The sequence below is a fragment of the Pseudomonas sp. KH_040 genome (assembly GCF_057839305.1).
The window spans coordinates 1,117,746-1,143,787 of the sequence record NZ_CM174487.1 but is presented as its reverse complement, the minus strand read 5'-3'; the positions used below and the strand labels follow the sequence as shown (position 1 = coordinate 1,143,787).

Annotated in this window: 19 protein-coding genes; 14 read left to right on the top strand and 5 right to left on the bottom strand. The window is 60.5% G+C overall.

What is annotated here, in order from left to right; all coding sequences use genetic code 11:
• The first annotated feature begins 10 nt into the window (after window positions 1-10).
• From alg8 to AC3IUF_RS04895, 11 genes are all read left to right on the top strand, one after another.
• Window positions 11-1,492, top strand: coding sequence for a mannuronan synthase (alg8, locus tag AC3IUF_RS04945; protein WP_007914304.1), 1,482 nt, complete (start codon window positions 11-13; stop codon window positions 1,490-1,492).
• A 35-nt stretch (window positions 1,493-1,527) separates the two neighbouring features.
• Window positions 1,528-2,697, top strand: a complete 1,170-nt coding sequence (locus AC3IUF_RS04940; protein ID WP_007914303.1) for an alginate biosynthesis protein Alg44 — start codon at window positions 1,528-1,530, stop codon at window positions 2,695-2,697.
• A gap of 9 nt (window positions 2,698-2,706) precedes the next feature.
• Complete coding sequence (algK, locus tag AC3IUF_RS04935) at window positions 2,707-4,215, top strand: alginate biosynthesis TPR repeat lipoprotein AlgK (RefSeq protein WP_489280536.1); 1,509 nt, start codon at window positions 2,707-2,709, stop codon at window positions 4,213-4,215.
• Window positions 4,212-5,693: an alginate export family protein gene (locus AC3IUF_RS04930; protein WP_489280534.1), complete on the top strand. Its 1,482-nt coding sequence runs from the start codon at window positions 4,212-4,214 to the stop codon at window positions 5,691-5,693. The genes algK and AC3IUF_RS04930 overlap by 4 nt, the downstream gene beginning before the upstream one ends.
• Window positions 5,694-5,719: 26 nt before the next feature.
• Window positions 5,720-7,291 carry a mannuronan 5-epimerase AlgG gene (gene algG / locus AC3IUF_RS04925; RefSeq protein ID WP_414894691.1) on the top strand — a complete coding sequence of 524 codons (1,572 nt, stop codon included), beginning with the start codon at window positions 5,720-5,722 and terminating at the stop codon, window positions 7,289-7,291.
• A gap of 10 nt (window positions 7,292-7,301) precedes the next feature.
• Window positions 7,302-8,762 carry an alginate O-acetyltransferase gene (locus AC3IUF_RS04920; protein ID WP_123375715.1) on the top strand — a complete coding sequence of 487 codons (1,461 nt, stop codon included), beginning with the start codon at window positions 7,302-7,304 and terminating at the stop codon, window positions 8,760-8,762.
• A gap of 8 nt (window positions 8,763-8,770) precedes the next feature.
• Entirely contained in the window at window positions 8,771-9,883 is a 1,113-nt protein-coding gene (locus AC3IUF_RS04915; protein ID WP_489280532.1) for a mannuronate-specific alginate lyase, read from the top strand.
• 324 nt (window positions 9,884-10,207) lie between these two features.
• Window positions 10,208-11,773, top strand: coding sequence for an MBOAT family O-acyltransferase (locus AC3IUF_RS04910; protein ID WP_007914295.1), 1,566 nt, complete (start codon window positions 10,208-10,210; stop codon window positions 11,771-11,773).
• A 10-nt stretch (window positions 11,774-11,783) separates the two neighbouring features.
• The gene (locus AC3IUF_RS04905) at window positions 11,784-12,959 is read left to right on the top strand and encodes an alginate O-acetyltransferase (RefSeq protein WP_007914293.1); all 1,176 of its coding nucleotides are present in this window, start codon (window positions 11,784-11,786) and stop codon (window positions 12,957-12,959) included.
• Between the two features lie 14 nt (window positions 12,960-12,973).
• Window positions 12,974-13,630 carry an alginate O-acetyltransferase AlgF gene (locus tag AC3IUF_RS04900; RefSeq protein ID WP_003221835.1) on the top strand — a complete coding sequence of 219 codons (657 nt, stop codon included), beginning with the start codon at window positions 12,974-12,976 and terminating at the stop codon, window positions 13,628-13,630.
• A 210-nt stretch (window positions 13,631-13,840) separates the two neighbouring features.
• Window positions 13,841-15,292: a mannose-1-phosphate guanylyltransferase/mannose-6-phosphate isomerase gene (locus AC3IUF_RS04895; RefSeq protein ID WP_007914094.1), complete on the top strand. Its 1,452-nt coding sequence runs from the start codon at window positions 13,841-13,843 to the stop codon at window positions 15,290-15,292.
• A gap of 85 nt (window positions 15,293-15,377) precedes the next feature.
• On the opposite strand, the gene AC3IUF_RS04890 is transcribed toward AC3IUF_RS04895, so the two are convergent.
• On the bottom strand, window positions 15,378-18,203 hold the full coding sequence (locus AC3IUF_RS04890; protein WP_489280530.1) for an RHS repeat domain-containing protein: 2,826 nt from the start codon (window positions 18,201-18,203) through the stop codon (window positions 15,378-15,380).
• A gap of 188 nt (window positions 18,204-18,391) precedes the next feature.
• Here AC3IUF_RS04890 and AC3IUF_RS04885 point away from each other — a divergent pair, with 188 nt between their 5' ends.
• Both AC3IUF_RS04885 and AC3IUF_RS04880 read left to right on the top strand, forming a co-directional pair.
• Window positions 18,392-18,856 (top strand): multidrug transporter, encoded by a 465-nt coding sequence (locus AC3IUF_RS04885; RefSeq protein WP_489280529.1) that lies wholly within the window; start codon window positions 18,392-18,394, stop codon window positions 18,854-18,856.
• A 37-nt stretch (window positions 18,857-18,893) separates the two neighbouring features.
• Window positions 18,894-19,718 (top strand): SDR family oxidoreductase, encoded by an 825-nt coding sequence (locus tag AC3IUF_RS04880; protein ID WP_489280527.1) that lies wholly within the window; start codon window positions 18,894-18,896, stop codon window positions 19,716-19,718.
• A gap of 108 nt (window positions 19,719-19,826) precedes the next feature.
• Here AC3IUF_RS04880 and AC3IUF_RS04875 read toward each other — a convergent pair whose 3' ends face one another.
• The 4 genes from AC3IUF_RS04875 to AC3IUF_RS04860 all read right to left on the bottom strand — a co-directional run bounded on the left by AC3IUF_RS04875 (window position 19,827) and on the right by AC3IUF_RS04860 (window position 24,726).
• Window positions 19,827-20,693 (bottom strand): efflux RND transporter periplasmic adaptor subunit, encoded by an 867-nt coding sequence (locus AC3IUF_RS04875; RefSeq protein WP_447783728.1) that lies wholly within the window; start codon window positions 20,691-20,693, stop codon window positions 19,827-19,829.
• Between the two features lie 10 nt (window positions 20,694-20,703).
• Complete coding sequence (locus tag AC3IUF_RS04870) at window positions 20,704-20,904, bottom strand: DUF1656 domain-containing protein (RefSeq protein WP_007914106.1); 201 nt, start codon at window positions 20,902-20,904, stop codon at window positions 20,704-20,706.
• Window positions 20,894-23,086 carry an FUSC family protein gene (locus AC3IUF_RS04865; protein WP_489280525.1) on the bottom strand — a complete coding sequence of 731 codons (2,193 nt, stop codon included), beginning with the start codon at window positions 23,084-23,086 and terminating at the stop codon, window positions 20,894-20,896. Before AC3IUF_RS04865 ends, AC3IUF_RS04870 begins: the two co-directional genes overlap by 11 nt.
• 140 nt (window positions 23,087-23,226) lie before the next feature.
• Window positions 23,227-24,726, bottom strand: a complete 1,500-nt coding sequence (locus AC3IUF_RS04860) for an efflux transporter outer membrane subunit (protein WP_463542421.1) — start codon at window positions 24,724-24,726, stop codon at window positions 23,227-23,229.
• Between the two features lie 276 nt (window positions 24,727-25,002).
• On the opposite strand from AC3IUF_RS04860, the gene AC3IUF_RS04855 reads away from it, so the two are divergent.
• The gene (locus AC3IUF_RS04855; RefSeq protein ID WP_007914118.1) at window positions 25,003-25,971 is read left to right on the top strand and encodes a LysR family transcriptional regulator; all 969 of its coding nucleotides are present in this window, start codon (window positions 25,003-25,005) and stop codon (window positions 25,969-25,971) included.
• Window positions 25,972-26,042: the final 71 nt, after the last annotated feature.

Sequence of the window (26,042 nt, the reverse complement as noted above, 5' to 3'; positions counted from 1 at the left end):
GATGACGCTGATGAGCAAGCTCAAACATTTTTTTCTGCAATCAGCCGGCTGGCTTTTTTATCTCAGTCTGCTGATGGGCCTGGCCTTGATGCTGCCCACGTCCACATTCGACTCCGAGTCGAAGGACTTCATTTTCCTGATTGGCGCCGTGGGTATCTGGCGCTACTCGATGGGTGCAACGCACTTTGTGCGCGGCATGATTTTTCTCTACATCGTTTACCCGCACCTGCGCCGCAAAGTGCGCAAGCTGGGTAAGGCGGCGGACCCGTCGCATGTGTTCCTGATGGTCACCAGTTTCCGGATCGACGCGCTCACCACTGCGCAGGTCTACAGCTCGGTGATCCGCGAAGCCATCGACTGCGAACTGCCGACCACCGTGGTCTGCTCGATCGTCGAAATGTCCGATGAGCTGCTGGTCAAGGCACTGTGGGCACGGATGAATCCGCCCGACCGCGTCAAGCTCGACTTCGTGCGCATTCCCGGCACCGGCAAACGTGATGGCCTGGCCTATGGTTTCCGCGCGATCTCCCGTCACCTGCCGGACGACCGCGCCGTGGTGGCCGTGATCGATGGCGACACCGTGCTCGGCGAAGGCACCGTGCGCAAGACCGTGCCGTGGTTCCAGCTGTTCGGCAACGTCGGCGGCCTGACCACCAACGAGTTCTGCGAAGTGCGCGGCGGCTACATCATGAGCGAATGGCACAAGCTGCGTTTCGCCCAGCGCCACATCAACATGTGCTCGATGGCCCTGTCCAAACGCGTGCTGACCATGACCGGTCGTATGTCGGTGTTCCGCGCCACTGTGGTGACCAACCCGGAATTCATCGCCGACGTTGAAAGCGACTCGCTGCAACACTGGCGTCTGGGTCGTTTCAAGTTTTTGACCGGCGACGACAAGTCGAGCTGGTTCAGCCTGATGCGCCTCGGCTACGACACTTTCTACGTGCCTGACGCGGCGATCAACACCGTTGAACACCCGCCGGAAAAGAGCTTCATCAAGGCCAGCCGCAAACTGATGTTCCGCTGGTACGGCAACAACCTGCGGCAGAACTCGCGAGCGCTGGGCCTGGGTGTGAAACGTCTCGGCGCGTTCACCTCGGTGGTGCTGTTCGACCAACGCGTGTCGATGTGGACCTCCTTGCTCGGCCTGACCGTGGCGCTCATCGCCAGCTTCAAATACGGCACCGCGTTCATCCTCGTTTACCTGCTGTGGATCGGCATCACCCGCCTGATCCTGACGTTGCTGTTGTCGTGTTCCGGTCACCGCATCGGCCCGGCTTACCCAGCGATTCTGTATTACAACCAGATCGTCGGTGCGCTGGTGAAGATCTACGTGTTCTTCCGCCTCGACCAACAATCCTGGACTCGCCAACCGACATCCCTGACCCGTGATCTCGCCAGCTTTCAACGTTGGTTCAACACCTGGTCGTCTCGGACCATGACCTTCTCCGCCGGCAGCATTTTTGTCGCCGTGCTGCTGATGATGGTCTGACCCGCCCCTATTGAATTAACAAGGAAATCGCCCCTATGAATACCGCCGTCAACGCCAACGTAGTGCATGAATCCGAAGCCCAGCGCCAACACGCCCGCGTGAAAATCCCGGCCAAACTGCGCTTCTTCGGTCCCGACCGGACGCCGGTCGAAGCGCGGGTCATCGACCTGTCTGCCGGTGGTCTGGCATTCAACGCCGGGCAGCTGCCGCTGACCATTGGCCAGGTGTACAAGGCGCGTCTGCAATTCGTCATCGACAACCTCGGCATCGCCATGGACGTTGAACTGCAAGTACGTTCCTTCGATCGCCAGACCGGCCGCGCCGGCTGCCAGTTCCAGAATCTGGAGCCGCAGGACATTTCCACCCTGCGCCACTTGATCACTTCGCACCTGGCCGGCGACATCGTCAGCATCGGTGAAGTGCTGGCGACCCTGCAGCGCGACAACTTCACCAAGGCGCGCAAGGTCAAGGACGGCGGCTCCGGCATGACCCCGTTCGGTCGCCTGAAAGCGGTGACATTCAGCGCCGGTATCTTCGCGGTCGGTCTGGTCGCGGCGGGTTTCATTTTCAAATCGGTGTACGGCATGTACTTCGTCAGCCACGCGCAGGCCGGTCTGGTCAGCGTGCCGGGGATGAACATCACCATGCCGCGTGACGGCACCGTGCAGAGCCTGGTCAAGTCCGACGGCGTCGCGGCGAAAGGCGCGCCACTGGCGACCTTCAGCACCAGCATGCTCGACGTACTCAAGGGCCATCTGGAAGAAGATCAACTGTCGCCGGCCAAGGTTGAAGAACTGTTCGGCAAGCAAATGACCGGCACCCTGACCTCGCCGTGCGATTGCACCGTGGCCCAGCAACTGGTGGCTGACGGTCAATACGCGAGCAAGGGCGATGTGATCTTCCAACTGGTGCCGCGCAATACCCAGGCCACCGTCGATGCGCGCTTCTCCTATCGCCAGTTCGGCGACGTGCGTCCAGGCACCCCGGTGAGCTTCCAGATTGCCGGCGAAGACAAGACCCGCACCGGCAAGATCGTCAGCAGCACCAGCCTGAAGAGCGCCGACCTGTCTTCCGATATCCGCGTGCAGATCCAGCCTGACGAGCCGCTCGACAGCAGCCTCGCCGGCCGTCCGGTGGAAGTGAACAGCGACCGTGGCCCGAACCTGAACTGGCTGATCGACAAAGCCATGGCTGCCGGTCTTTAAGTCGAGGACATGCCTGTGACTACTCCACCCATCCTGAAAACACCGCGATCCCTGTGGGAGCTGGCCTGCCGGCGATTGGATCAGCGCGGTGTGTCTGATGTACCGCGCCGCCTGAATCGCGAGCAGGCTCACTCCTACATGGGGACGGTGTGTGCCTTGGCATTGGCGGTGAGTCTGGCCGGTTGCGCCGGCCTGCCCGATCAGCGTCTGGCCAACGAAGCGCTCAAGCGTGGCGACACCGCCACCGCCGCGCAGAACTATCAGCAACTGGCTGATCTGGGTTACAGCGAAGCGCAAGTCGGCCTCGCCGATATCCAGGTCGACAGCCGCGACCCCGAGCAGATGAAACAGGCCGAAGCGACTTACCGCGCCGCTGCCAGTGTTTCGCCGCGTGCTCAGGCGCGTCTCGGTCGCTTGCTGGTGGCCAAGCCGGGCTCCACCGAAGCCGAGCACCACGAAGCCGAAACCCTGCTGAAAAAAGCCGCCGCCAATGGCGAAGGCAATACGTTGATCCCGCTGGCGATGCTGTACCTGCAATACCCGCACAGCTTCCCCAACATCAACGCGCAGCAGCAGATCGATCAGTGGCGCAAATCCGGCTACCCGGAAGCCGGTCTGGCGCAGGTGCTGCTGTATCGCACCCAAGGTACTTACGACCAGCACCTGGATGACGTGGAAAAGATCTGCAAAGCCGCGCTCAACACCACCGACATCTGCTACGTCGAACTGGCCACCGTGTACCAGAAACGTGCGCAGCCTGAGCAACAAGCCGAGCTGATCAAGCAGATGCAGGCCGGTTACAGCCGTGGCACCGTCACCGCCCAGCGCGTCGATTCCGTCGCCCGTGTACTGGCTGATTCGACCCTCGGCAAGCCCGACGAGAAAACCGCGCAGTCGCTGCTCGAGCCGATCGCTCCGGGCTACCCGGCGTCGTGGGTGACCCTCGCACAACTGCTCTACGACTACCCGGAACTGGGTGACGTCGATCAGATGATGAAGTACCTCGACAACGGCCGCGCCGCCGACCAACCGCGCGCCGAGTTGTTGCTGGGCAAGCTCTACTACGAAGGCAAAATGGTCCCGGCCGACGCCAAAGTCGCCGAAGAACATTTCCAGAAAGCCGTTGGCCGCGAAGTCGCCGCCGACTACTACCTCGGCCAGATCTATCGCCGTGGCTACCTGGGCAAGGTCTATCCGCAGAAGGCTCTCGACCACTTGTTGACCGCTGCGCGCAATGGCCAGAACAGCGCCGACTTCGCCATCGCCCAACTGTTCTCCCAAGGCAAGGGCACCAGGCCCGACCCGCTCAACGCCTATGTGTTCAGCCAATTGGCCAAGGCGCAAAACACCCCGCAAGCCGATGAGCTGGCGACCACCCTCGCCGCGCAACTGCCGCCCGAGCGTCTGGCCGAAGCCCAACGTCTGCTGCAACAAGAGCAAGCCAGCCGTGGCGCTCTGAACCCGAACACGCTGCAACTGCACGCCCTGCAAGAAGAAGACGGCGAGGAAAAATTATGAAGTTGAATCCATTCGTGAAGGCCGGCATTGGCCTTTCGTTCGCGCTGATCTGGTCTTGCCCGACACTGGCCGCGATGACTGAAACCCAGAACTTCGGCCTCGAAGTGAAAGTCACCGGCCAGTCCGAAGACGACCGTGACCTCGGCACCGCCAGCGGCGGCGACGTCAACGGTGTCGGCCTCGACCTGCGTCCGTGGATCTATGGTGAAAGCGGCGCGTGGAGTGCCTACGCCATGGGCCAGGCCGTGACCTCGACCGACATCATCGAAACCGACACCCTGCAACAATCCGACGGTGAACAAGCCACCGACAACAGTGATCGCAAAACCAAGAAAAACTACCTGGCGATGCGCGAGTTCTGGGTCGGCTACAGCGGCCTCACCCCGTACCCGGGCGAGATGCTCAAGTTCGGTCGTCAACGTTTGCGCAATGACGACGGCCAATGGCGCGACACCAATATCGAAGCGCTGAACTGGACCTTCGACACCACCCTGTTGCGCGCCAACGCCGGTGTCGCCGAACGCTTCAGCGAATACCGCACCGACCTCAAAGAGCTGGCGCCGAAAGACAAGGATCGCCTGCACGCTTACGCCGATGCAGCCTATCAGTGGACCCCGGGCAACTGGGTCGGCATTCGCGGTCATCACACCCACGACGACGGCAAACTCGATTACGCCGAGCCGGGCGTGCCGCGCGACTCGCTGGATAAAACCGAGAACGGCGACATCAGCTGGATCGGCCTGACCGCCGACAGCGACGCCTACAACTGGCGCAACACCAACACCGTCAACTACTGGGGCAGCATCACCGGCATGAGCGGCGACCGCGACTCGGTCAACGCCCTCAACGCCGATGGTTCGCGCCCGGCACAAGCCAAGCGCAGCGAAGACGTCAACGGCTGGGCCACCGACATCGGTGTGCGCTTGCGCCTTGATCCGCAATGGCAAGTCGGCGGTGCCTACGCCCGCGCCAGCGCCGATTACGAGCAGACCGGTCTGGAGAGCAACCGCTCCAACTACACCGGTACGCGCTCGCGGGTTCACCGTTTCGGTGAAGCCTTCCGTGGCGAAATGAACAACATGCAGACCGCGACCCTGTTCGGTTCGTGGATGGTCAACGACGAGTACGACGCCAGCCTGATCTACCACAAGTTCTGGCGCGTCGACGGCAACAAGCCAGTGGGCAGCAACGGCATCAACGCGGTGGAAAACAACACCGACGACGCCACCGGCGCGATCCTCTCCAGTACTTCGCTGCCGCTTGAAGACGGCAACAAGGATCTCGGTCAGGAGATGGATCTGGTCGTCACCAAGTACTTCAAGCAAGGCCTGTTGCCGGCGGCGCTGAGCCAGTCGATCGACGAGCCTTCGGCCCTCGTGCGTTTCCGTGGCGGTGTGTTCAAACCGGGCGATGCCTATGGCAAGCAGGTTGATTCGTACATGCACCGCGCGTTCATCGACGTGATCTGGCGCTTCTGATGCAAACCGCCAAGGGAGTGCCCGACATGATCAGCACCAGGACAGGCTCACTCAGCCTGCTGGCCGGCGCGATGCTGCTGGCCAGCGCCAGCGCCTTCGCGACTGTGGAGCCGGTTAAGCCGGTGACCACCGCCAAAGAGCTGCAACAAGCCAAGACCTACACCGTCAGCAGCGCGCCGACCGAAGCGCTGAACCTGGCCGCGCCGAAACTGCCGGACATTTCCGGCTACACCGCCGAAGCCGCCGCCGCGAAAATCGTCCGCAGCAAAGCAGGCAAAGTCAGCGTGCGCCGGATGATGCAGGAAGACGCCCTTAAGGACTTTATCGGCGGCGACAACAAGATGGCCGAATGGGTGGTGCGTCAGCACGGTATCCCGCAGGCGATCTTCGTCGACGACGGCTACATGAACCTCAAGGATCTGGCGCAGAAACTGCCCAAGCAGTATTTCAGCGAGACCGCGCCGGGCGTGTACCTGTCGAAGCTGCCGATCGTGGTTGGCCGTAAAGGTATCCTCGAAATCGACGGTCAGACCCAGGAACTGCGCCTGTCGCAAGAAGCCGGTGCGTTCATGGTCAACGACGGTCAGTTGTTCGTGCGTGACACCAAAGTCACTGGCTGGCGCGAAAAGGACAACGGCCCGGCAACCTTCCGTTCGCCGAAGGAATTCCGACCGTTCCTGCTCGCCTGGGGCGGCACCGAGACCTACATCGTCAACAGCAAGATGGCCAGTTTCGGTTACGCCAACAGTAAGTCGTACGGCGTGAGTATTTCCCAGTACACGCCGAACATGGCCAAGGTCCTCAAGCGTCCTGAACCGACTGGCTGGATCGTCGGCTCCGAGTTCTCGGACATGTGGTACGGCTTCTACTGCTACGAGACCCGCGACTTTGTGGTCAAGGGCAACACCTACAAAGACAACATCGTCTACGGCATCGACCCGCACGACCGTTCCCACGGTCTGATCATCGCGGAGAACACCGTCCACGGTACGAAGAAGAAGCACGGGATCATTATTTCCCGTGAGGTCAACGACAGCTTCATCTTCAACAACAAGAGCTTCGACAACCACCTCTCGGGCCTGGTGATCGACCGTAACAGCGTCAACAACATCATTGCCTACAACGAGATCTACAAGAACCACACCGACGGCATCACCCTCTACGAGTCCGCCGACAACCTGCTGTGGGGCAACAAGGTCATCAGCAACAAGCGCCACGGCATCCGCATTCGTAACAGCGTGAATATCCGCCTCTACGAAAACGTCGCCATGGCCAACGGTTTGACCGGCGTCTACGGCCACATCAAGGACCTCACCGACACCGACCGTGACATCAAGCTCGACCCGTTCGATGCCCAAGTGTCGCTGATCGTCGTTGGCGGTGAACTGGCGGCCAATGGCAGCGGCCCGCTGTCGATCGATTCACCGTTGAGTGTCGAGCTGTATCGCGTGTCGATGCTGGCGCCGACCAAATCCAGCGGCATCAGCTTCAACGGCATCCTCGGCGAGCGCCAGGATGAAATTCTCGACCTGCTGGTGCGCCAGCAGAAAGCCGTGCTGATCGACCCTGTCGAACGCCAGACCGAAATGCGGGACTGAGGATAATTTTATGCACCCACACTTGATCAGATTACTCAGCCTGTCGGCCCTGACCGTGGGCATTCTCGCGGCCAGCAACGGTGCGCGCGCCGATGAAGCGGCCGGCGCCACGCCGCCAAAGTTCAGCGCCGAACCGTGCTGCAACCTGTGCCCGGCTGCGCATGACGCGAAGAACTACACCACGCGCTATCAGCAGAACTTCACCACCCTGGTGCAGGCGCAAGGTGACTGGCTGTTCCGGACGCAGGAAGACCTGCGTACCGAGTTCAACACCACCCCGGCCGGCTACAAACGCCTGCAACAACTGCACGATGCGTTCAAAGCCAAAGGCGTTGAGCTGGTGATCGTTTACCAGCCGACCCGTGGTCTGGTGAACCGCAACAAGCTCAATCCGCAGGAAAAAGCCGCGTTCGATTACGAGAAAGCGCTGGGCAACTACAAGACCATGCTCGGCCGTTTCGCCAAGATGGGTTACGTGGTGCCAGACCTGTCGCCGCTGACCAACGAATCGCTGCCGGACACTCTGCCCGCCCACGATTTCTACTTCCGTGGCGACCAACACTGGACGCCATACGGTGCACAGCGCACGGCGAAAATCGTCGCCGAAAAGGTCAAGCAGATTCCGGCCTTCGCCGACATTCCCAAGCGTGAATTCGAAACCAAACGCTCCGGGCGCATGGGCAAGACCGGCACCCTGCACAACATGGCCGGGCAACTGTGCGGCACCAGTTACGCGATCCAGTACATGGATCAATTCACCACCGAGCCTAAGGGCGAGGCCGGTGACGGCGACCTGTTCGGTGATTCCGGCAATCCACAAATCACCCTCGTCGGCACTTCGCACAGCGGCAAGAACTACAACTTCGCCGGCTTCCTCGAAGAAGCCATCGGCGCCGATATTCTCAACGTCGCCTTCCCCGGCGGTGGCCTGGAAGGTTCGATGTTGCAGTACCTCGGCAGCGACGAATTCCAGAAGACCCCGCCGAAAATTCTCATCTGGGAATTCTCGCCGCTGTACCGCCTCGACCAGGAAACCATCTATCGCCAGATGATGTCGCTGCTCGACAACGGCTGCGAAGGCAAAGACGCGCAAATGTCCGCGAGCACCACGCTCAAGCCGGGCAGCAAACAAGAACTGCTGGTCAACAGCAAGAACCTGAACCTGCAGAACAGCAGCCATCAGGTCGACATCCGCTTCGCCGACCCTTCGGTGAAAACCCTGCAAGCCACCCTCTGGTACATGAACGGTCGCCACGAGGACATCAAGATCGAGAAACCGGAAACCTCCGACACCGACGGTCGTTTCGCCTTTGAGCTGCGCACGGACGAAGACTGGGCCTCGCAAAACCTGCTGGCAGTCGAAGTCCAGGGCCCGGAAGCGGGCACCGCGCCGCAGAAAGTCGAAGCGAAAATCTGCAAACGCAACGTATTCCCGGGCGCTGGGCAACAAACCGCTCAGGTCGGGCAATGAGGTCTGCTATGCGAAACTCGAAACTGAAAACTCTTTTAGCGCCGACGCTGCTCGGGCTGGCGATCTTCGCCGGCACCGCGCAGGCCGCCGCACCACTGCGTCCACCTCAGGGCTATTTCGCGCCTGTGGATAAATTCAAGACCGGTGACAAAAGCGAAGGCTGCGATGCGATGCCGACGCCCTACACCGGGCCGCTGCAATTTCGCAGCAAATACGAAGGTTCGAACAAGGCCCGCGCGACACTGAACGTGCAGTCGGAAAAAGCCTTTCGCGACACCACCAAAGACATCACCACGCTGGAACGCGGCACCGCCAAACGGGTGATGCAGTTCATGCGCGACGGGCGTCCGGAGCAGCTCGAATGCACGCTGAACTGGCTGACCGCGTGGGCCAAGGCCGATGCGTTGATGTCGAAAGACTTCAACCACACCGGCAAGTCGATGCGCAAATGGGCGCTGGGCAGCATGGCCTCTTCGTACATTCGCCTGAAGTTCTCCGACTCGCATCCGCTGGCCCAGCATCAACAGGAAGCGCAGTTGATTGAGGCGTGGTTCAGCAAAATGGCTGATCAGGTGGTCAGCGATTGGGACAACCTGCCGCTGGAAAAAACCAACAACCATTCCTACTGGGCTGCATGGTCGGTGATGGCGACCTCGGTCGCGACCAACCGCCGCGACCTGTTTGACTGGGCGGTGAAGGAATACAAGGTTGGCGTCAATCAAGTCGATGCCGACGGCTTCCTGCCCAACGAACTCAAGCGCCAGCAACGCGCCCTCGCCTATCACAACTACGCCCTGCCGCCGCTGGCGATGATCGCCAGTTTTGCTCAGGTCAATGGTGTTGATTTGCGTCAGGAAAACAACGGTGCGCTGAAGCGTCTGGGTGATCGGGTGTTGTCTGGGGTGAAAGACCCGGATGAATTCGAGAAGAAGAACGGTAAAGAGCAGGACATGACCGACTTGAAAGAGGACATGAAATTCGCCTGGCTCGAACCGTTCTGCACGCTCTACACCTGCCCGCCAGATGTGATCGAGAAGAAGCACGGCATGCAACCGTTCAAGACTTTCCGCCTGGGTGGCGACCTGACCAAGGTCTACGACCCGTCCCATGAAAAGGGCTAAAAGCCCCTCACCCTAACCCTCTCCCGGAGGGAGAGGGGACTGACCGAGGTGGCTGTGCGAGTTACACCGAAATGAAATACCGAGCCGATCTCAGGTGTTGAAAAACAATCGAGATCAGGCTGCACAGAAATACCGAGTCGATCTCCTTTTCTGAAAACCATGGAGATCAGGCTCCCTCTCCCTCCGGGAGAGGGCGGGGGGTGAGGGCAAGTTTTCAAGGCCCTGCACAACCCTGACAGAAACACCGTTTCACCCCTCCACTACCACGGGGGGTTTGGGGGGGCTTTGGCCCTTGACTGTTGGTTCAAACATGGAGAGATCGGGATGGTATTTTCATCCAACGTGTTCCTGTTTCTGTTCTTGCCGATCTTTCTCGGCTTGTACTACTTGAGCGGGCAACGCTATCGCAACCTGCTGCTGCTGATCGCCAGCTACGTGTTCTACGCCTGGTGGCGTGTGGACTTCCTCGCGCTGTTCGCCGCCGTCACGCTGTGGAACTACTGGATCGGCCTCAAAGTCGGGGCCGCCGGCGTCAGAACCAAACCGGCGCAGCGCTGGCTGCTGCTCGGCGTAGCAGTCGACCTGTGCATCCTCGGCTACTTCAAGTACGCCAACTTCGGCGTCGACAGCATCAATGCGATGATGACTTCGGTCGGTCTTGAGCCGTTCATCCTCACCCACGTGCTGCTGCCGATCGGTATCTCGTTCTACATCTTCGAGTCGATCAGCTACATCATCGACGTGTATCGCGGCGATACCCCGGCCACGCGCAACCTGATCGACTTCGCAGCGTTCGTGGCGATCTTCCCGCACCTGATTGCCGGCCCGGTCCTGCGTTTCCGCGACCTCGCCGATCAGTTCAACAACCGCACGCACACCCTCGACAAGTTCTCCGAGGGCTGCACGCGGTTCATGCAGGGTTTCATCAAGAAGGTCTTCATCGCCGACACCCTCGCGGTGGTCGCCGACCATTGCTTCGCCCTGCAAAACCCAACCACGGGTGATGCCTGGCTCGGCGCGCTGGCGTACACCGCACAGCTGTATTTCGACTTTTCCGGTTACAGCGACATGGCCATCGGTCTGGGCTTGATGATGGGTTTCCGCTTCATGGAAAACTTCAAACAGCCATACATCAGCCAGTCGATCACCGAGTTCTGGCGCCGCTGGCACATCAGCCTGTCGACCTGGCTGCGTGACTATCTGTACATCACTCTCGGCGGTAACCGTAAAGGCACGCTGATGACTTACCGCAACCTGTTCCTGACCATGCTCCTCGGTGGCCTGTGGCACGGCGCGAACATCACCTACATCGTCTGGGGCGCCTGGCACGGCATGTGGCTGGCGATTGAAAAAGCGCTGGGCCTGAACACCTCGCCGCGCAGCCTCAACCCGATCCGCTGGGCGCTGACCTTCCTGCTCGTGGTCATGGGCTGGGTGATCTTCCGTGCCGAGAACCTGCACGTCGCCGGTCGTATGTACGGCGCGATGTTCAGCTTCGGTGAATGGTCGTTGTCGGAACTTAATCAGGCCAGCCTCACCGGTCTGCAAGTGGCGACTTTGGTTGTTGCGTACGTGACGCTGGCGTTCTTCGGTCTGCGCGATCTGTACACCAATCAACCGCCAGCCAAGAGCAAACCTGAAGTCAACGTCGAGGCCAACGGCCCTGCCACCGCGACGCCGGGAATGATCAAAGCCGCACCCGGCGAAAACCCGGCGAGCATCCACGAGCCTGGCTACACCGTCGGCGTCGAAGCCCAGGTACAACCGGCCTACTGGAGCGCGGACTGGTCGCGTTACGTGATGCGCGGCCTGATCCTGCTGCTGTTCATCGCCTCGATTCTCAAACTTTCGGCGCAAAGCTTCTCGCCGTTCCTTTACTTCCAGTTCTGAGGGATCTGACATGACCCGCTCATTACGCATCTTCTACATCGCCCTGTTCCTGGTGACCCTGTTGGTCTTGGGTCTGTGGTCGGTACGCAGCTTCTTCGGCTTCAGCACCAACGCCGATGCGACGGTGCTTAACGGCCGCTGGACCAAGGCTGTGGAAACCCATTACGACGAAGAATTCCCGATCAAGCGTCTGGGCACCAACCTCTGGGCCGCGCTGGATTTCAAACTGTTCAACGAAGGTCGTCCGGGCGTGGTGCTCGGTCGCGATCAGTGGTTGTACAGCGATGAGGAATTCAACCCGATCGTCAACGAAGAGCTGAACCTGCAAGGCAACTACGCGCTGGTCGAAGGCGTGCGCCAGACCCTGAAAGAGAAAGGCGTGAAACTGGTGATGGCGATCGTGCCAGCCAAGGTTCGTCTGTACCCGGAGCACCTGGGTGAAGTGAAACCGGCGAGCATTCACGAAAACCTCTATGAGGATTTCCACCACCGCGTCGCGGCGGACAAGATCCTCGCCCCTGACCTGCTCAAGCCACTGCAACAGGCCAAGCAGAATGGTCAGCAAGTGTTCCTGCGCACCGACACGCACTGGACGCCGGAAGGCGCCGAGATTGCCGCGAACACCCTGGCAAAAACCATCGCTGACAAGTTCCCGCTCAGCGGCGAGCCGCAGCGCTTTGTTACCACGCCAGCGGAGAAGGTCACGCACAAGGGCGACCTGCGCTTGTTCCTGCCGCTCGATCCGCTGTTTGAAAACCTGATGCCGGCGCAAGAGCCGCTGCAAAAGCGCAACACCGTCGCGGCTGGCGATCAGCCTGCCGGTGACGACGCGCTGTTCGCCAGCAATGAAGTGCCAGTGGCACTGGTCGGCACCAGCTATAGCGCCAACCCTAACTGGAACTTCGTCGGTGCACTGAAACAAGCGCTGCACAGCGACGTGGTGAGCTACGCCGAAGACGGCCACGGCCCGATCCTGCCGATGCTCAGCTACCTGAAAAGCGATGACTTCAAGAACAGCCCGCCGCAGGTGCTGATCTGGGAGTTTCCTGAACGTTATCTGCCTGTGAACAACGAAATCGGTGACGCCGACCCGCAGTGGGTCGCAGAGCTTAAACAAGCCGGCGCGCGCCAACAAAACGTAGCAATCAACACTAAATCCGAGACGCCCGATCGGGCGCAAAACTGAAAGAGAGGTACACCATGACTTTCACTACTACTCCTCGTCGTCTCGCAAAACGCATTGCACTGGTTGCAGGTTTGAGCGTGCTGTCGGTTCAAGCTTTCGCCGGTGGCGACGCTGCACTTTACGGCCCGACCGCACCGAAAGGCTCGACCTTCGTGCGTGTCTACAACGCCAGCAACGCTGAAGTCAGTGCGACTGTCGGCAGCACCAATTTGAGCGACGTTGCGCCACTGGCCAGCAGCGACTTCAGCTTCATGCCGGGCGGTGATTACAGCGCCAAGGTCGGCAGCCAGACCCTGCCGGTGAAACTCGCTGGTGACCACTACTACACCCTGGTCAACAACGCTTCCGGCGCGCCGCAACTGATCGAAGAGCCGCCGTTCAAGAACAAGCAGAAATCCCTGGTGCGCGTACAGAACCTCAGCGACAAGCCGCTGACCCTGAAGACCGCCGACGGCAAGACCGACGTGGTGCCGAACGTGGCCGCCAAGGGCCGTGGCGAACGTGAAATCAACCCGGTGAAAGTCAGCCTGGCGCTGTACGAAGGTGACAAGAAAGTCGGCGACGTGAAGCCGGTCGCCCTTGAGCGCGGTGAAGCCGCAGTGCTGTACGTCACCGGTTCGGGCAGCAGCCTGTCGCCAGTCTGGGTGAAACGCCCGGTATCGACTCGCTAACGAATTTTCCGAACTGACCCGGCTCCCTGTGGGAGCTGGCTTGCCAGCGATGCAGACACCTCTGCTCTGCAGATACACCGAGGTGATGCCATCGCTGGCAAGCCAGGCTCCCACAGGGACCGAGGTGAGAGTTCGGACACGAGACAAAAACAAGAGTGAAACGACACAGCGTTCGTGCCTCTAACCAATCGATTTTATGGAGTAAACAATATGATTCCGGTGATCTTGTCAGGTGGTAGCGGTTCGCGTCTCTGGCCGCTTTCGCGTAAGCAGTTCCCTAAACAGTTCCTCGCCCTGACCGGCGAACACACTCTATTCCAGCAGACCCTCGAGCGTCTGGTGTTCGAAGGCATGGACACCCCGATCGTGGTCTGCAACAAGGATCACCGCTTCATCGTCAACGAGCAGTTGGCCAACCGTAAGCTGGAATGCCAGCGCATCCTCATGGAACCGTTCGGCCGCAACACCGCGCCGGCCGTGGCGCTGACCGCGATGATGCTGGTCAATGAAGGTCGTGACGAGTTGATGCTGGTGCTGCCGGCCGACCACGTGCTGGAAGATCAGAAAGCCCTGCAACGCGCCCTCGCCCTCGCCACCGTTGCTGCCGAAAACGGCGAAATGGTCCTGTTCGGCGTGCCGGCAACCAAACCGGAAACCGGTTACGGCTACATCAAATCCACCGGCGACTCGCTGCTGCCCGAAGGCGTCAGCCGCGTTTCGCATTTCGTTGAAAAACCTGACGTCAAACGTGCCACCGAGTACGTCGAGTCCGGCGGTTACTACTGGAACAGCGGCATGTTCCTGTTCCGCGCCAGCCGCTTCCTCGAAGAACTGAAAAAACACGATCCGGACATCTACGACACCTGCCTGCTGACCCTCGAGCGCAGCCAGCAGGACGCCGACACCATCACCTTCGACGAAGCCACCTTCGCCTGCTGCCCGGACAACTCCATTGACTACTCCGTCATGGAAAAAACCCAGCGCGCCTGCGTGGTGCCGCTGACCGCAGGCTGGAGCGATGTTGGTTGCTGGTCGTCGCTGTGGGAAGTCAACGAGAAGGACGCCAACGGCAACGTCACCAAAGGCGATGTGGTGATTCAGGACAGCAAGAACTGCATGATCCACGGCAACGGCAAACTGGTGTCGGTGATCGGTCTGGAAAACATTGTCGTGGTCGAAACCAAAGACGCCATGATGATCGCCCACAAAGACAAGGTTCAGGGCGTCAAGCAGATGGTCAACACGCTCAACGAGCAGGGCCGCAGCGAAACCCAGAACCACTGCGAAGTCTATCGTCCGTGGGGCTCGTACGACTCGGTGGACATGGGCGGGCGTTTCCAGGTCAAGCACATCTCGGTGAAACCGGGCGCGTGCCTGTCGCTGCAGATGCACCACCACCGCGCCGAGCACTGGATCGTGGTCAGCGGCACCGCCGAAGTGACCTGCGACGAAAACGTGTTCCTGCTCTGCGAAAACCAGTCGACCTACATCCCGATCGCCTCGGTGCATCGTCTGCGCAACCCGGGCAAGATCCCGCTGGAAATCATCGAAGTACAATCGGGTTCGTACTTGGGTGAAGACGATATCGAACGCTTCGAAGATATCTACGGCCGCTCCACCCCGATCGAACGCGGCGTGTCGGTGAAAACCATCGCGCAGTAACGATCGACAACGTTCAGTAGAACAAGAAGCCCCCGTCCAGCCCACTGCGTCCCCTATCCGCAGCGGGTTGGGCGGGGGCTTTTTTTCAGCCGAGCGAATGTTGTCGGATCAGTTTTGGCCGGGAACTTCCTCCCAGCGATTGCTGCCTCCCGGCGTATGGCGTCGGTGCAATAAATCCAATGAAGTCCTGAGTCCGTTCCAGCGTTTGAACAGTGTTCGATGTTTGCATTGAAAGCCCTGCAACCGTTTCGAAAAGCTCAGGATCTGAACTGCCGGCAGTCGCCAACTCGTTCAAGATGGCTGACATCCTGAACGTTGCCATGTCGATGTCTACCGGAATATGTTCGTAAGCTTCACTTAACGCTTCGGCATTCAAACCTCGCGAAGCATGGGCGAACTCCCGTACCGTCTGGACCAGACCCGGTGCCTCCGGTCCCAGTTTGTCGGCGATTATCTCGATTACTTTGTCCTCCGCCTTGGTGCCAGCCATTTTCACCAGACGTGATCGACCGTCGGCAGTGCGCGGATCATGGGCGGCCAACTCCAGTTTTACCTTGGCGAGACTGGGTTTCGTTTTTGGCGCCACGCTTTCAACGAACGCCTTCGGATTCATCTCGCTGCCCTTGAAGTTGATAGGACGGTTCAACTGAAAGGTGTCCACGACCTTTTCGATGACGACGTTCGCCAGCGCGGTGCCGGCCTTCGAACCCACCTGCCCCCCGAGTGCACCCACTACCGGCCCCAATGTTCCCCCCAACGCTGTGCCTGCCGCGCCCCCCAAAGCCTTAGCTCCAGTTCTGACCAGACTGCTGCTCAGTTGCGTCGTCACCCGCCTGACCAGCGCCTGAAAGCGGTGCCGCGCCTGCGTGTGATTGAGTAACGAATTTCTGACATCCGCAGCAGCCGAAGTCATCGAATCCAGCAATGCCTTCTGCTCTTGTGCACTGTCAGCCAACTCTGACGTATCGGTCTTTTTACCGCCGTCGCTGTCGGCATGCCGCATCGGTGAGTTACCGACCATCTGGTACAGATTCGGCCCGTCGATAAAACCTTTCGGGTCAGGGTTGAGCCAGCGCTGCAACCACGGCATGTAATAACGAAAACCATAGTAGTACAGACCCGTGGCATCACGCTCCTTGCCCGAATAACGCACGGTTTTGTAACTGATGTCGCTTTCCTCACTCCACGCGGTCGCCCCGAATGGATAGAAATGCTCGCGGCTGATCAGTTGCGCATCTGCCGCCAGTTCCAGACTGATCGATCCCAGATGATCATTGAAACTGTAGCGATACTGATCGTTAACGCCTGCTGGCGGCGGACTCTCCCAGTGCAGAACACGAACACTGTTCAGGGCGGTCTGCACCGTGATGACTTGCAGCACCTCGCCGGTGCCGGCATCGGTGCGCAATTCCAGTTCAGGGAGGTAGCGTACCTGCGTAACGACAGCACGAACCCTGGTCTGCAGCGACCGAATCTTGCGTACACGCTGACCAGCGCCGTCGTAGAGATAGACTTCGTGATCATCCGCAGCGCAATCGCGTTGCACCGCCACGAACGCATCCAGTTGATTGCGCAGATTCCACTGCAACTGCCGGCCTTGATCCAGCAGCAGCAAGTTACCGCGAGCGTCGAACGCTGCGGCGATCTCTGCCTCGTCGGGGGGCACGCCATTGCACCAGGGCAGGCAGCGATTGCTGTAGCGGGCAGCCTGCAGATCATGACCTGGACTCTGTGCACCGACGTGGGTCAGCTTGAGCAGATTGCCGCCAGCGTCATAACCATAGGTTTGCAAATAGTTGGCGATCGCTGTCGGGCCGCCATCGCCCGGCCCTGCCTCCCATCCGCGGGCCTCACACAATTGGTAGAGGCTGTCGTAGGTGAAGCGGCTGATCGGTTCGATGCGCTGGTTGGCGAAGTAGCGCACGGGCAGCGCCCGGTCTTCGATGCTCAGCACATTGCCTGTCCGGTCGTATTGGTACAGCAGATTCTGCAAGACCACACCCTGACCGGTTTCGGCGTGACGCGTCATCAGACGTCCATCCTCTTCACGGTAGGTCAGCGTTGTCAGCACGCCATTGCCTGCCAGTTCCTGCGTGACCAGCCCTTCTGCGTTGTAGTGAATATCGCTGACCACCGCCCGCCACTCAGTCTGATGGCTCAACTGCAGACGGCGGGCGCGCAAGCCTCCATCGAGGGTCAACTCACTGACATGCCGGTTACCCTTCGCATCGATCTGCTCGAGCACCGCCCCGAGGGGCCCGAAACGCCAATGGGTCATTGCGCCCTCACCGGGCTCGAGCAAACGCTGGCGCTCATCGATTGGCTCAGGCCAATCCGGGGAGACGGGTTCAAGGGTGAAATGCCGGGTACTTTCAACGTTCTCCCCGGTGATCGCGAAGACCTCGAACAGCACGCTTCCCGCCGGGTCTTCGTGACGAATCAGTTGGCCAAGCTGATTACGCGCCTGATCGGCATCACCCGGCTGACCATATCCAAAACGCTCGGCGCAACGGCGTGGTTGCAGCTCACCAGCTTCGAACACTGCCGTCGGCCGCAGTAACAGGTCATGCTCAATGTCCCGGCGGGTGCCTCGGCTGTCCCAATCCGTCAATGTCTCTGAGCCCAGACCGAACAGACTGAGCTGCACCCCGGCGTCGACGCTGTTCGAGCGCAGAATCTGCCCGTTCAACAAGTAAACGGTGCTTAGGTTGGCCGGCGCTAGCGGATCATCGCTTTGTAGCGCCCACAATCGCGGGTCCCACTGCGTCACCGCGCGACCCGCCGCATCGTGGGCCGTGCGATGGATGCGCGGTTCAAGTGCTTGATTAACGTCGCAACGCCAGTAATCGACCCTGCGAACGGCCAGCCCGCGTGGGTCGTTCACTGCCAGCACCGGTGTTTTGCTGAACATGTCCACGTAGCTCACCCCGCTCGATAACTGCGTCCTCTGCGCCTGCAATGATCTGAGCAGACGCTTGGCGATGCGCCTACTGTCAGAAATTACAGTTCCGACCAACGGTTAAATCCCGTGCGCAACAAATGTCCATTGCGCTGAGCCTTCGGTAGGATGGTGCGCACAAACTCACGGAGCGTTCCCACATGATCATCGGCATCTTGCTGGTCATCACTTGGCTGATCCTCCTGCTGCGCTATCCGGCCAAGGCCTTGCCGGTTTCCGTGGCGGCGGCGATTGGCCTGGGTTTCGTGGCCATGTGGGTGGTGTGGCTGGACAACCGCGAGATCAAGCAACTGGCGCGCCTTGAGATGCGTATCGCCTACGCTCCCGAACAATGCCCGGCGGATCGTCCGCTGCAACTGAAAATGAAAAACGCCAACGACGTGCCCCTGACCGAACTGCGCTGGCGCATCGCTGCCTATGCGCCGGGTGACACGGTGAATCTGGCCGACAACCAATACACTGCCCCGCGCTATCGCGGTCCCGGCGAATTGCAGGCCGGCGGCGACTGGGAAGACTGCCTGCCGATGCCGCCGCTGCGTCCCGGTTATCGCCCGCAAACCCTGGAGTTTCGCGCCGAGCGCTTGCAGGGTAGTTTCTCCGATTGATCCTCCCTTCCCCACTTTTTTGCACAAGGAATGCGCCATGCCCGTTGCGTTGATTACCGGTTGTTCCAGCGGCATCGGCCGCGCCCTCGCCGATGCGTTCAAAGCTGCCGGGTACGAAGTCTGGGCCAGTGCGCGCAAGACTGAAGATGTGGCGTTGCTGGCGTCTGCCGGGTTCACCGCCGTGCAACTCGATGTCAATGACAGCGCGGCGCTGGAGCAACTTGGCGAGCGGATCAACCAGCAACACGGCGGCCTTGATGTGCTGATCAACAACGCGGGGTACGGCGCCATGGGGCCGCTGCTCGATGGCGGTGTGGCGGCCATGCAGCGCCAGTTCGAGACCAATGTATTTTCGATTGTTGGCGTTACGCGCGCACTGTTCCCGGTGCTGCGCCGGGCCAAAGGATTGGTGGTAAATATCGGCAGTGTTTCAGGGGTTTTGGTCACACCGTTTGCCGGTGCTTACTGCGCCTCGAAAGCGGCGGTGCATGCCTTGAGCGATGCACTGCGCATGGAACTGGCGCCGTTCGGCATTCGCGTGATGGAAGTTCAGCCGGGGGCGATTCAATCGAGCTTTGCCAAAAACGCCGGGCACGAGGCCGAGCAATTGATCAATGAACAATCACCGTGGTTTCCCCTGCGCGAAGGTATTCGCGCGCGGGCCAAGGCGTCGCAGGACAAGCCGACGCCGGCCAGTGAGTTTGCGGCTGAACTGTTGAAGGCTGTGCAGCAGAACAAACCACCACGGTTGATCCGCATCGGCAATGGCAGTCGCGCGTTGCCGTTGTTGGCGGCGTTGCTGCCAAAGGGGTTGCTGGAGTCGACGTTGATGAGGCGCTTCGGTTTGCGCGGCAAACTCTGAGACCGGGTCGACGCCATCGCGAGCAGGCTCACTCCTACAGGGGATCCTCGGTGTGACACAGATCCAGTGTAGGAGTGAGCCTGCTCGCGATTCAGTCAACGCGGTCGGTCAGTTATCCACAGCATCCTGCCGCACCACCACCGTGCAAGTAATCCCCGCCGCCAACAAAACACCCTCCGGTACTTCATCAATGTGAATCCGCACCGGCACCCGCTGCGCCAACCGCACCCAGTTGAACGTCGGGTTCACATCGGCGATCAGTTCGCGGCTTTCCGGGTTGTCGCGGTCATAGATGCCGCGGGAAATGCTTTCTACGTGGCCCTTCAAGACTTCGCCGCTCATCAACTGCATATCGGCCTTGTCACCGACTTTCACGTGGGGCAGTTTGGTCTCTTCGAAGAAGCCGTAAACCCAGAACGAGTTCATGTCGACCACGGCCATTTTCGCCTCGCCGATGCGCGCGTAGTCACCGCGATGCACGTTGAGGTTGGTCACGTAACCGTCGACCGCCGCGCGCACTTCGGTGCGTTTGAGGTTGAGTTCGGCAGCTTCCAGTTGCGCCTGCGCGTGTTGGTAATCGGCGAGCGCGGCATCGGCGATGTTGCTGGCGTCGTCACGGTTTTCCTTGGAGATCACCAGGTTGTCCAGATCGGCGCGGCGATGGGCGTTGACCTTGCGCATCTCCCACGTCGACTTGCGCGAGGCGACCAGCGACTGCGCCTGTTTCACCGCGATGCGGTAGTGCTCCGGGTCGATCTGCATGAGCAAATCGCCCTTCTTCACCAGTTGGTTGTCGCGCACCGGCACGTCGATCACTTCACCGGTAACGTCGGCGGCGACGTTGATGATGTCGGCGCGAACCCGGCCATCGCGGGTCCACGGCGTGTTCATGTAGTGCTCCCACAACGTGCGGCCGATCCACAATGCCAGGGCCAGCACCAGCAGGGTCGCGAGCAGGCTGAAAAACTTTTTCATCAGAACGTTCTCAACGGTAGACAGTCAGCGCCATGGCGCCGAACAGACAGGTAAACAGACTCAGACGCAGCAGCGCCGGGTGCCAGAAAAAACGGTACAGATCGAACCCGGACAGGAACCGGTCCACCGCCCAGGCCAGTGCCGCAGCGATAAAAAACATCAAGGTCATGGTCGGCATGTACACGCCGTGGAAGGCGATTTCACGAGGCATGGGCAAGTCCTTCGGGCTTGGCGATGGCGTAGGCAGCGAGCGGTGATTGCGGGTCGAGCAGCGAGGTACGGATGAAGTGCAGATAGCTCTTCACCCGACGCAATGCCGAGGTATCGAAGTGTGGGGCGAACGGCTCATCGGTGGCTGCGACGCGGCTGATTGCGTGGTCAACCGCGACCAATGCGCGCTCGAGATTGCTGGAGTTCGGTTGCAGGAACAGTCGCACCAGCGCGCGGCCCATCACGCGGATTGCCTGCCGCCACGGCTGTGATTCGGCATAGGCAGGGTGCACCGGCAGGATCGCCTGTTCCTTGCGCAACTCGATGATCGCGTGACCGACTTCCAGTACCACGAACATCCAGCGCAGCAAGTTTTTTTGCACCTTCGGCTGACCGGCCGCGAGGCCGTAAGCCTGATGCAACAGATCACGTGTGCGGCTCTCGAAACTCGAGGCCAGACCTTTCAGTTTGCCGCTGATCGCGTAGACCACTTGCCCGCGCAGATCCTGCTCCAGACGCTTCCACAACCAGCGGCTGTTCGGCGGCAGAATAATTGCCCCGGCAGCGGCACAGACCAACATGCCCATGACCATGGCGATGTAGTCGTTGATAAAGGTGTAAGGGTTGTAGATGGTCAGGTTGTCCGGCACCGAACCGGTGCTGAAGAAGATCAGCAAACCGAAGCCGACGCCGGCGTATTGCGGCCGCGAGGTGAGGAACGAGCCGAGCACGATCACCGGCGCGAGCATCACGCACAGCAGCGGGAAACCATCGATCCACGGGAAGATGAAAAACATCTCGACGAAGCCGATCAGGGCACCGAGGAAGGTTCCGCACGCCATCTGGAACGCCATGCGTTTCGGGTTCGGCGTGGCGGCGGAAAGGCCCACGGTCGCGGCCGCAATCAGGGTCATCGTCGCGCCGCTTGGCCAAGCGGTGGCGACCCAGTAACTGCCCAGCACGATGAGAATGAACGAGGCGCGAATGCCCGAGGCCGCTGCCGCCCACCAGTTGGTTTGCGGGGTGAACGGCTCGTCCCAGCGCTCGCGTTCGTGGCGGTGATCGGCCAATGAGGCGTGGGTCTGTGCATAACTGTGCAAGTCGTCGACGAAGCGATAAAGCAGTTCGTAAGCGGTGTGGAAATCCAGTTGTTCGGCTTCGCTCGGCTCGGTGTCCTGAAAGATCGCGCGCAGGCTGCGCACGCGGGCCGGCAGGCCTTCCTTGTAGCTCGCCAGTGCGGTCGCCAAACGGCCGGCATCGGGGCTGGTCAGAGCGCGGCCACTGAAGCCGTCGAGCACTTCGGCGAGATCCTGCAGGCCCGGTTTGATCGCGGCGACAACGTGTTCTTCGCCATTGCCGCGCAAGCGCTCGAGCAATTGATGCAGGGCGTTGAAGCGCGTAGTGATGCCCATGAATTCGCTGTTCAACCGACTTAGTCGACCGTTACGCCGACGCATGTGCGGGTCTTCGAACACGGTCACGCTGCGCAGCCCTTCCAGCCCCACGGCTTCAGCAATGAAGCGCACATTGCTCGCCTCGAAAGACTCGGCCTTGCTGCGCCCGCGCAAGCCATCGGTGACGAACAACGCGAACACACCGAAACGCTGATACAAGGCGTTGCGCATCGCCGCGCTGGCGGTTTGCGGCAGGATCGCGGCGCTGATCAGGGTCGAGCAGAGAATCCCCAACGAGATCTCCAGCACCCGCCACACCGCCGCCATGAACGCTCCGTCCGGGTGCGCCAGCGCCGGCAGCCCGACCATCGCTGCGGTGTAACCGGCGAGGACAAAACCGTAAGCGCGGAAGTTGCGGCAACGCGCAGCGCCGGCCGAGCAGATGCCGACCCAGATCGCCAGCGAGCCGAGAAACAGCTCGGTGTTTTGCGCGAATAACGCGATCAACGTGACCATCATCGCCGAGCCGGCGAGGGTGCCGAGGAAGCGATAGAAACTCTTGGCGAACACCTGGCCGCTCTGCGGCTGCATGACGATGAACACGGTGATCATCGCCGTGCGCGGTTGCGGTAATTCCAGACGCATGGCCAGCCACAGGGTGAGGAATGCGGCGAGCAACACCTTGAAGATGTAGACCCAGGTCACGCCATCGCTGCGCGCCCAGTCGAAGAAACCACGGCGCCATTCCAGGGAGTAGAGCCAGCGCAGAGGTGCGGGCAAGGGGGTCATTTAATTGTGCTCAAGAATTCAGGCAAGACGCGATCCCTGTAGGAGTGAGCCTGCTCGCGATGGCGATTTTACATCCAACATTTCTGTTGACTGATACACCGCTATCGCGAGCAGGCTCACTCCTACAATTTGATGTGTGTTCAATGCAGGAGAACCGGGGTTTTCGGCGCTTGGGTTTTCTCGGCAGTCGGCACGTCGTTGCCAGCCCCGAGGCCACCACCCAGCGCAGTCACCAACTCGGCATGCGCAGTCAACCGCGCCGCCTGCACCTGCTGCTGCACCTGCTGCTGTTTGAACAGCAACGTCTGCGCATTGAGCACGTTGAGGTAATCGGTGAGGCCGCGCTGATAAGCGATCATCGCGATGTCGTAAGTCTTCTGCGCCGTGGCAACGGATTCGGCGGCGAAGCCTTGCTGCTTGTCCATCGACTCGCGGCGGATCAATTGGTCAGAGATGTTCTTCAGCGCATTCACCAGCGTCTGGTTGTAATGCGCCACGGCGATGTCGTAACCAGCGGAGGCTTCACCGAGTTCGGCACGCAGTCGGCCACCGTCGAAGATCGGCAAAGAGATCGCCGGGCCGACGTTGTAGTTGAGTTTCTTGCCGGTCAAAAACTCCAGCGCGCCACCGCCGGTCGCCATGTAGCCGAGGCTGCCGACCAGATCGACGTTGGGGTAAAACCCGGCATGCGCCACATCAATCCCACGCGCCTGCGCCGCCACTTGCCAGCGACTGGCGACCACGTCCGGCCGCTGACCGAGCAATTCGGCGGGCAGAGCCGACGGTAGTTTCAACGCAGCAGCGAGCGACAGCGTCGGACGCTGCAACTGCGCGCCCGCCCCCGGACCTTTGCCGGCGAGCGCGGCAATCTGGTTGCGGCTCAGGGCGATTTCTTCGTCCAGCGCATCGATCTGGCGGTGGGTTTCCGGCAACGGCGTTTCGGCCTGGCTGACTTCGAAATGTGTGCCGATCCCACCATTCAGACGTTTTTGCGCCAGATCGAGAATCTGCTGTTGCTGCTTAAGCGTCGCCGCAACGATGTCGCGTTGGGCGTAATGCAGCGACAGTTCGATGTAGGCGCGGACGATGTTGTTCTGCAATTCAAGCTGCGCCAATCGCGCCTCGGCCGCGCTCATATGCGCAAGATCCACCGCTCGCTCGCTGCTATTGCTTTCGCGACCCCAGAGGTCGAGGGCGTAGCTGAAACCCAACGCGGCGTTGTTGTCCCAGGTGGTGGTGTTGGCCAGATCGCCCGGGCCGTAGAACTGATCGGTCGGCCAGTTGTGGCGTTTGAGGGTCGACTCGCCATTGATTTGCAATGACTCGGCGGATTCGGCGACACCGGCCAAGGCTTTGGCCTGACGCACCCGCGCAGCGGCCATGGCCATGCTCGGGCTGCCCTGCACGGCGAGGTCGATCCAGCGATTGAGTTGCGGGTCGCCGTAGGCTTGCCACCATTGCGCGGTGGGCCAGTTGGCGTCACGGGCGGCGTGAGCAATGGCATCGTCGGTGGCCAGCGAGTTGGCCTCCATTGCCATGCCTTGTGGAGCAATTCCGTCCGTTGAGATGCAGCCGCCAAGACCCAGGGTAAAAGCCAGAACACTGAGCGGCAAAAGCGCTCTGTTGATGCGACGCGGCACAGCTGCGAATTCCTGAGAAGGGGGTAGATCGAGGACCCATGTAGGAGCTGCCGCAGGCTGCGATCTTTTGATCTTGATTCCCTTAAAACAAAACCAAAAGATCGCAGCCTGCGGCAGCTCCTACAGGGATCGGCGCAATTCTATGGAACGCCCTGTACGGCGATAAGCTGGGATTTCTGTGAATCTTTGTTACGGTTAACGAGATAATCCTTAAGTCTGGGGTCTCAGCCCCCGAAACTTCGTGTCACAATTTGCCATCTCCCTTGAGAGCACCCCATGGACACTTTGCAAAACATGCGCGCCTTCAGTTGTGTCGCCGAAGCCGGCAGCTTCACTGCCGCCGCCGTGCAACTCGACACCACCACCGCCAACGTCTCGCGCGCGGTCTCCAACCTGGAAGCCCACCTGCAAACCCGCTTGCTCAACCGCACCACGCGGCGCATCGCCCTGACCGAAGCGGGCAAACGCTACCTGCTGCGCTGCGAGCAGATCCTCGCCTACGTCGAAGAAGCCGAAGCCGAGGCCAGCGACGCCCACGCGCGCCCGGCCGGGCAATTGAAAGTGCACACCATGACCGGCATCGGCCAGCACTTCGTCATCGACGCCATCGCCCGCTACCGCAAGACTCACCCCGACGTCACCTTCGACCTGACCCTGGCCAACCGCGTGCCGGACCTGCTCGACGAGGGCTACGACGTGTCCATCGTGCTCGCCAGCGAATTGCCGGATTCGGGTTTTGTTTCGCAACGGCTGGGCATCACCTACAGCATCGTCTGCGCCTCACCGGCCTACGTGAAAGCCAACGGCGCCGCGCAAAAACCCAGCGACCTGCTCAACCACGCCTGCCTGCGCCTGGTCAGCCCGGTGATTCCGTTGGAGAAGTGGGCCTTCGACGGCCCGGAAGGCCAGGAAATGGTCACCATCAACAGCTCGCCGTTTCTGGTGAACTCCGCCGACGCGATGAAAACCGCGATCACCAGCGGCATGGGGGTGGGCGTGCTGCCGGTGTATGCGGCGATCGAAGGTTTGCGCAACGGCACGCTGGTGCGGGTCATGCCGAACTATCGCTCGCAAGAACTGAACCTGTATGCGATCTACCCGTCGCGGCAATATCTGGATGCGAAGATCAAGACGTGGGTTGAGTATTTGCGTGGGTCGTTGCCAGAGATTCTCGCCGCCCACCAGGCCGAATTGGCCGCTTACGAATTAAGCGGCAGCCTCGCCGGCGCGCGCGTCGCCAACTGATTTTCAACACACCACGAACCCTGTAGGAGCTGCCGCAGGCTGCGATCTTTTGATCTTGCTGTTTAATCGCA

Excerpts from the sequence above, each read along its gene's own strand:
- AC3IUF_RS04895 (WP_007914094.1), top strand. The coding sequence starts at position 13,841 with ATGATTCCGGTGATCTTGTCAGGTGGTAGCGGTTCGCGTCTCTGGCCG.
- AC3IUF_RS04900 (WP_003221835.1), top strand. The coding sequence starts at position 12,974 with ATGACTTTCACTACTACTCCTCGTCGTCTCGCAAAACGCATTGCACTG.
- AC3IUF_RS04890 (WP_489280530.1), bottom strand. The coding sequence starts at position 18,203 with ATGTTCAGCAAAACACCGGTGCTGGCAGTGAACGACCCACGCGGGCTG.
- AC3IUF_RS04905 (WP_007914293.1), top strand. The coding sequence starts at position 11,784 with ATGACCCGCTCATTACGCATCTTCTACATCGCCCTGTTCCTGGTGACC.
- AC3IUF_RS04920 (WP_123375715.1), top strand. The coding sequence starts at position 7,302 with ATGCACCCACACTTGATCAGATTACTCAGCCTGTCGGCCCTGACCGTG.
- AC3IUF_RS04940 (WP_007914303.1), top strand. The coding sequence starts at position 1,528 with ATGAATACCGCCGTCAACGCCAACGTAGTGCATGAATCCGAAGCCCAG.
- AC3IUF_RS04885 (WP_489280529.1), top strand. The coding sequence starts at position 18,392 with ATGATCATCGGCATCTTGCTGGTCATCACTTGGCTGATCCTCCTGCTG.
- AC3IUF_RS04910 (WP_007914295.1), top strand. The coding sequence starts at position 10,208 with ATGGTATTTTCATCCAACGTGTTCCTGTTTCTGTTCTTGCCGATCTTT.
- AC3IUF_RS04930 (WP_489280534.1), top strand. The coding sequence starts at position 4,212 with ATGAAGTTGAATCCATTCGTGAAGGCCGGCATTGGCCTTTCGTTCGCG.
- AC3IUF_RS04865 (WP_489280525.1), bottom strand. The coding sequence starts at position 23,086 with ATGACCCCCTTGCCCGCACCTCTGCGCTGGCTCTACTCCCTGGAATGG.
- alg8 (WP_007914304.1), top strand. The coding sequence starts at position 11 with ATGAGCAAGCTCAAACATTTTTTTCTGCAATCAGCCGGCTGGCTTTTT.
- AC3IUF_RS04915 (WP_489280532.1), top strand. The coding sequence starts at position 8,771 with ATGCGAAACTCGAAACTGAAAACTCTTTTAGCGCCGACGCTGCTCGGG.
- AC3IUF_RS04855 (WP_007914118.1), top strand. The coding sequence starts at position 25,003 with ATGGACACTTTGCAAAACATGCGCGCCTTCAGTTGTGTCGCCGAAGCC.
- algK (WP_489280536.1), top strand. The coding sequence starts at position 2,707 with ATGCCTGTGACTACTCCACCCATCCTGAAAACACCGCGATCCCTGTGG.
- AC3IUF_RS04880 (WP_489280527.1), top strand. The coding sequence starts at position 18,894 with ATGCCCGTTGCGTTGATTACCGGTTGTTCCAGCGGCATCGGCCGCGCC.
- algG (WP_414894691.1), top strand. The coding sequence starts at position 5,720 with ATGATCAGCACCAGGACAGGCTCACTCAGCCTGCTGGCCGGCGCGATG.
- AC3IUF_RS04870 (WP_007914106.1), bottom strand. The coding sequence starts at position 20,904 with ATGCCTCGTGAAATCGCCTTCCACGGCGTGTACATGCCGACCATGACC.
- AC3IUF_RS04875 (WP_447783728.1), bottom strand. The coding sequence starts at position 20,693 with ATGAAAAAGTTTTTCAGCCTGCTCGCGACCCTGCTGGTGCTGGCCCTG.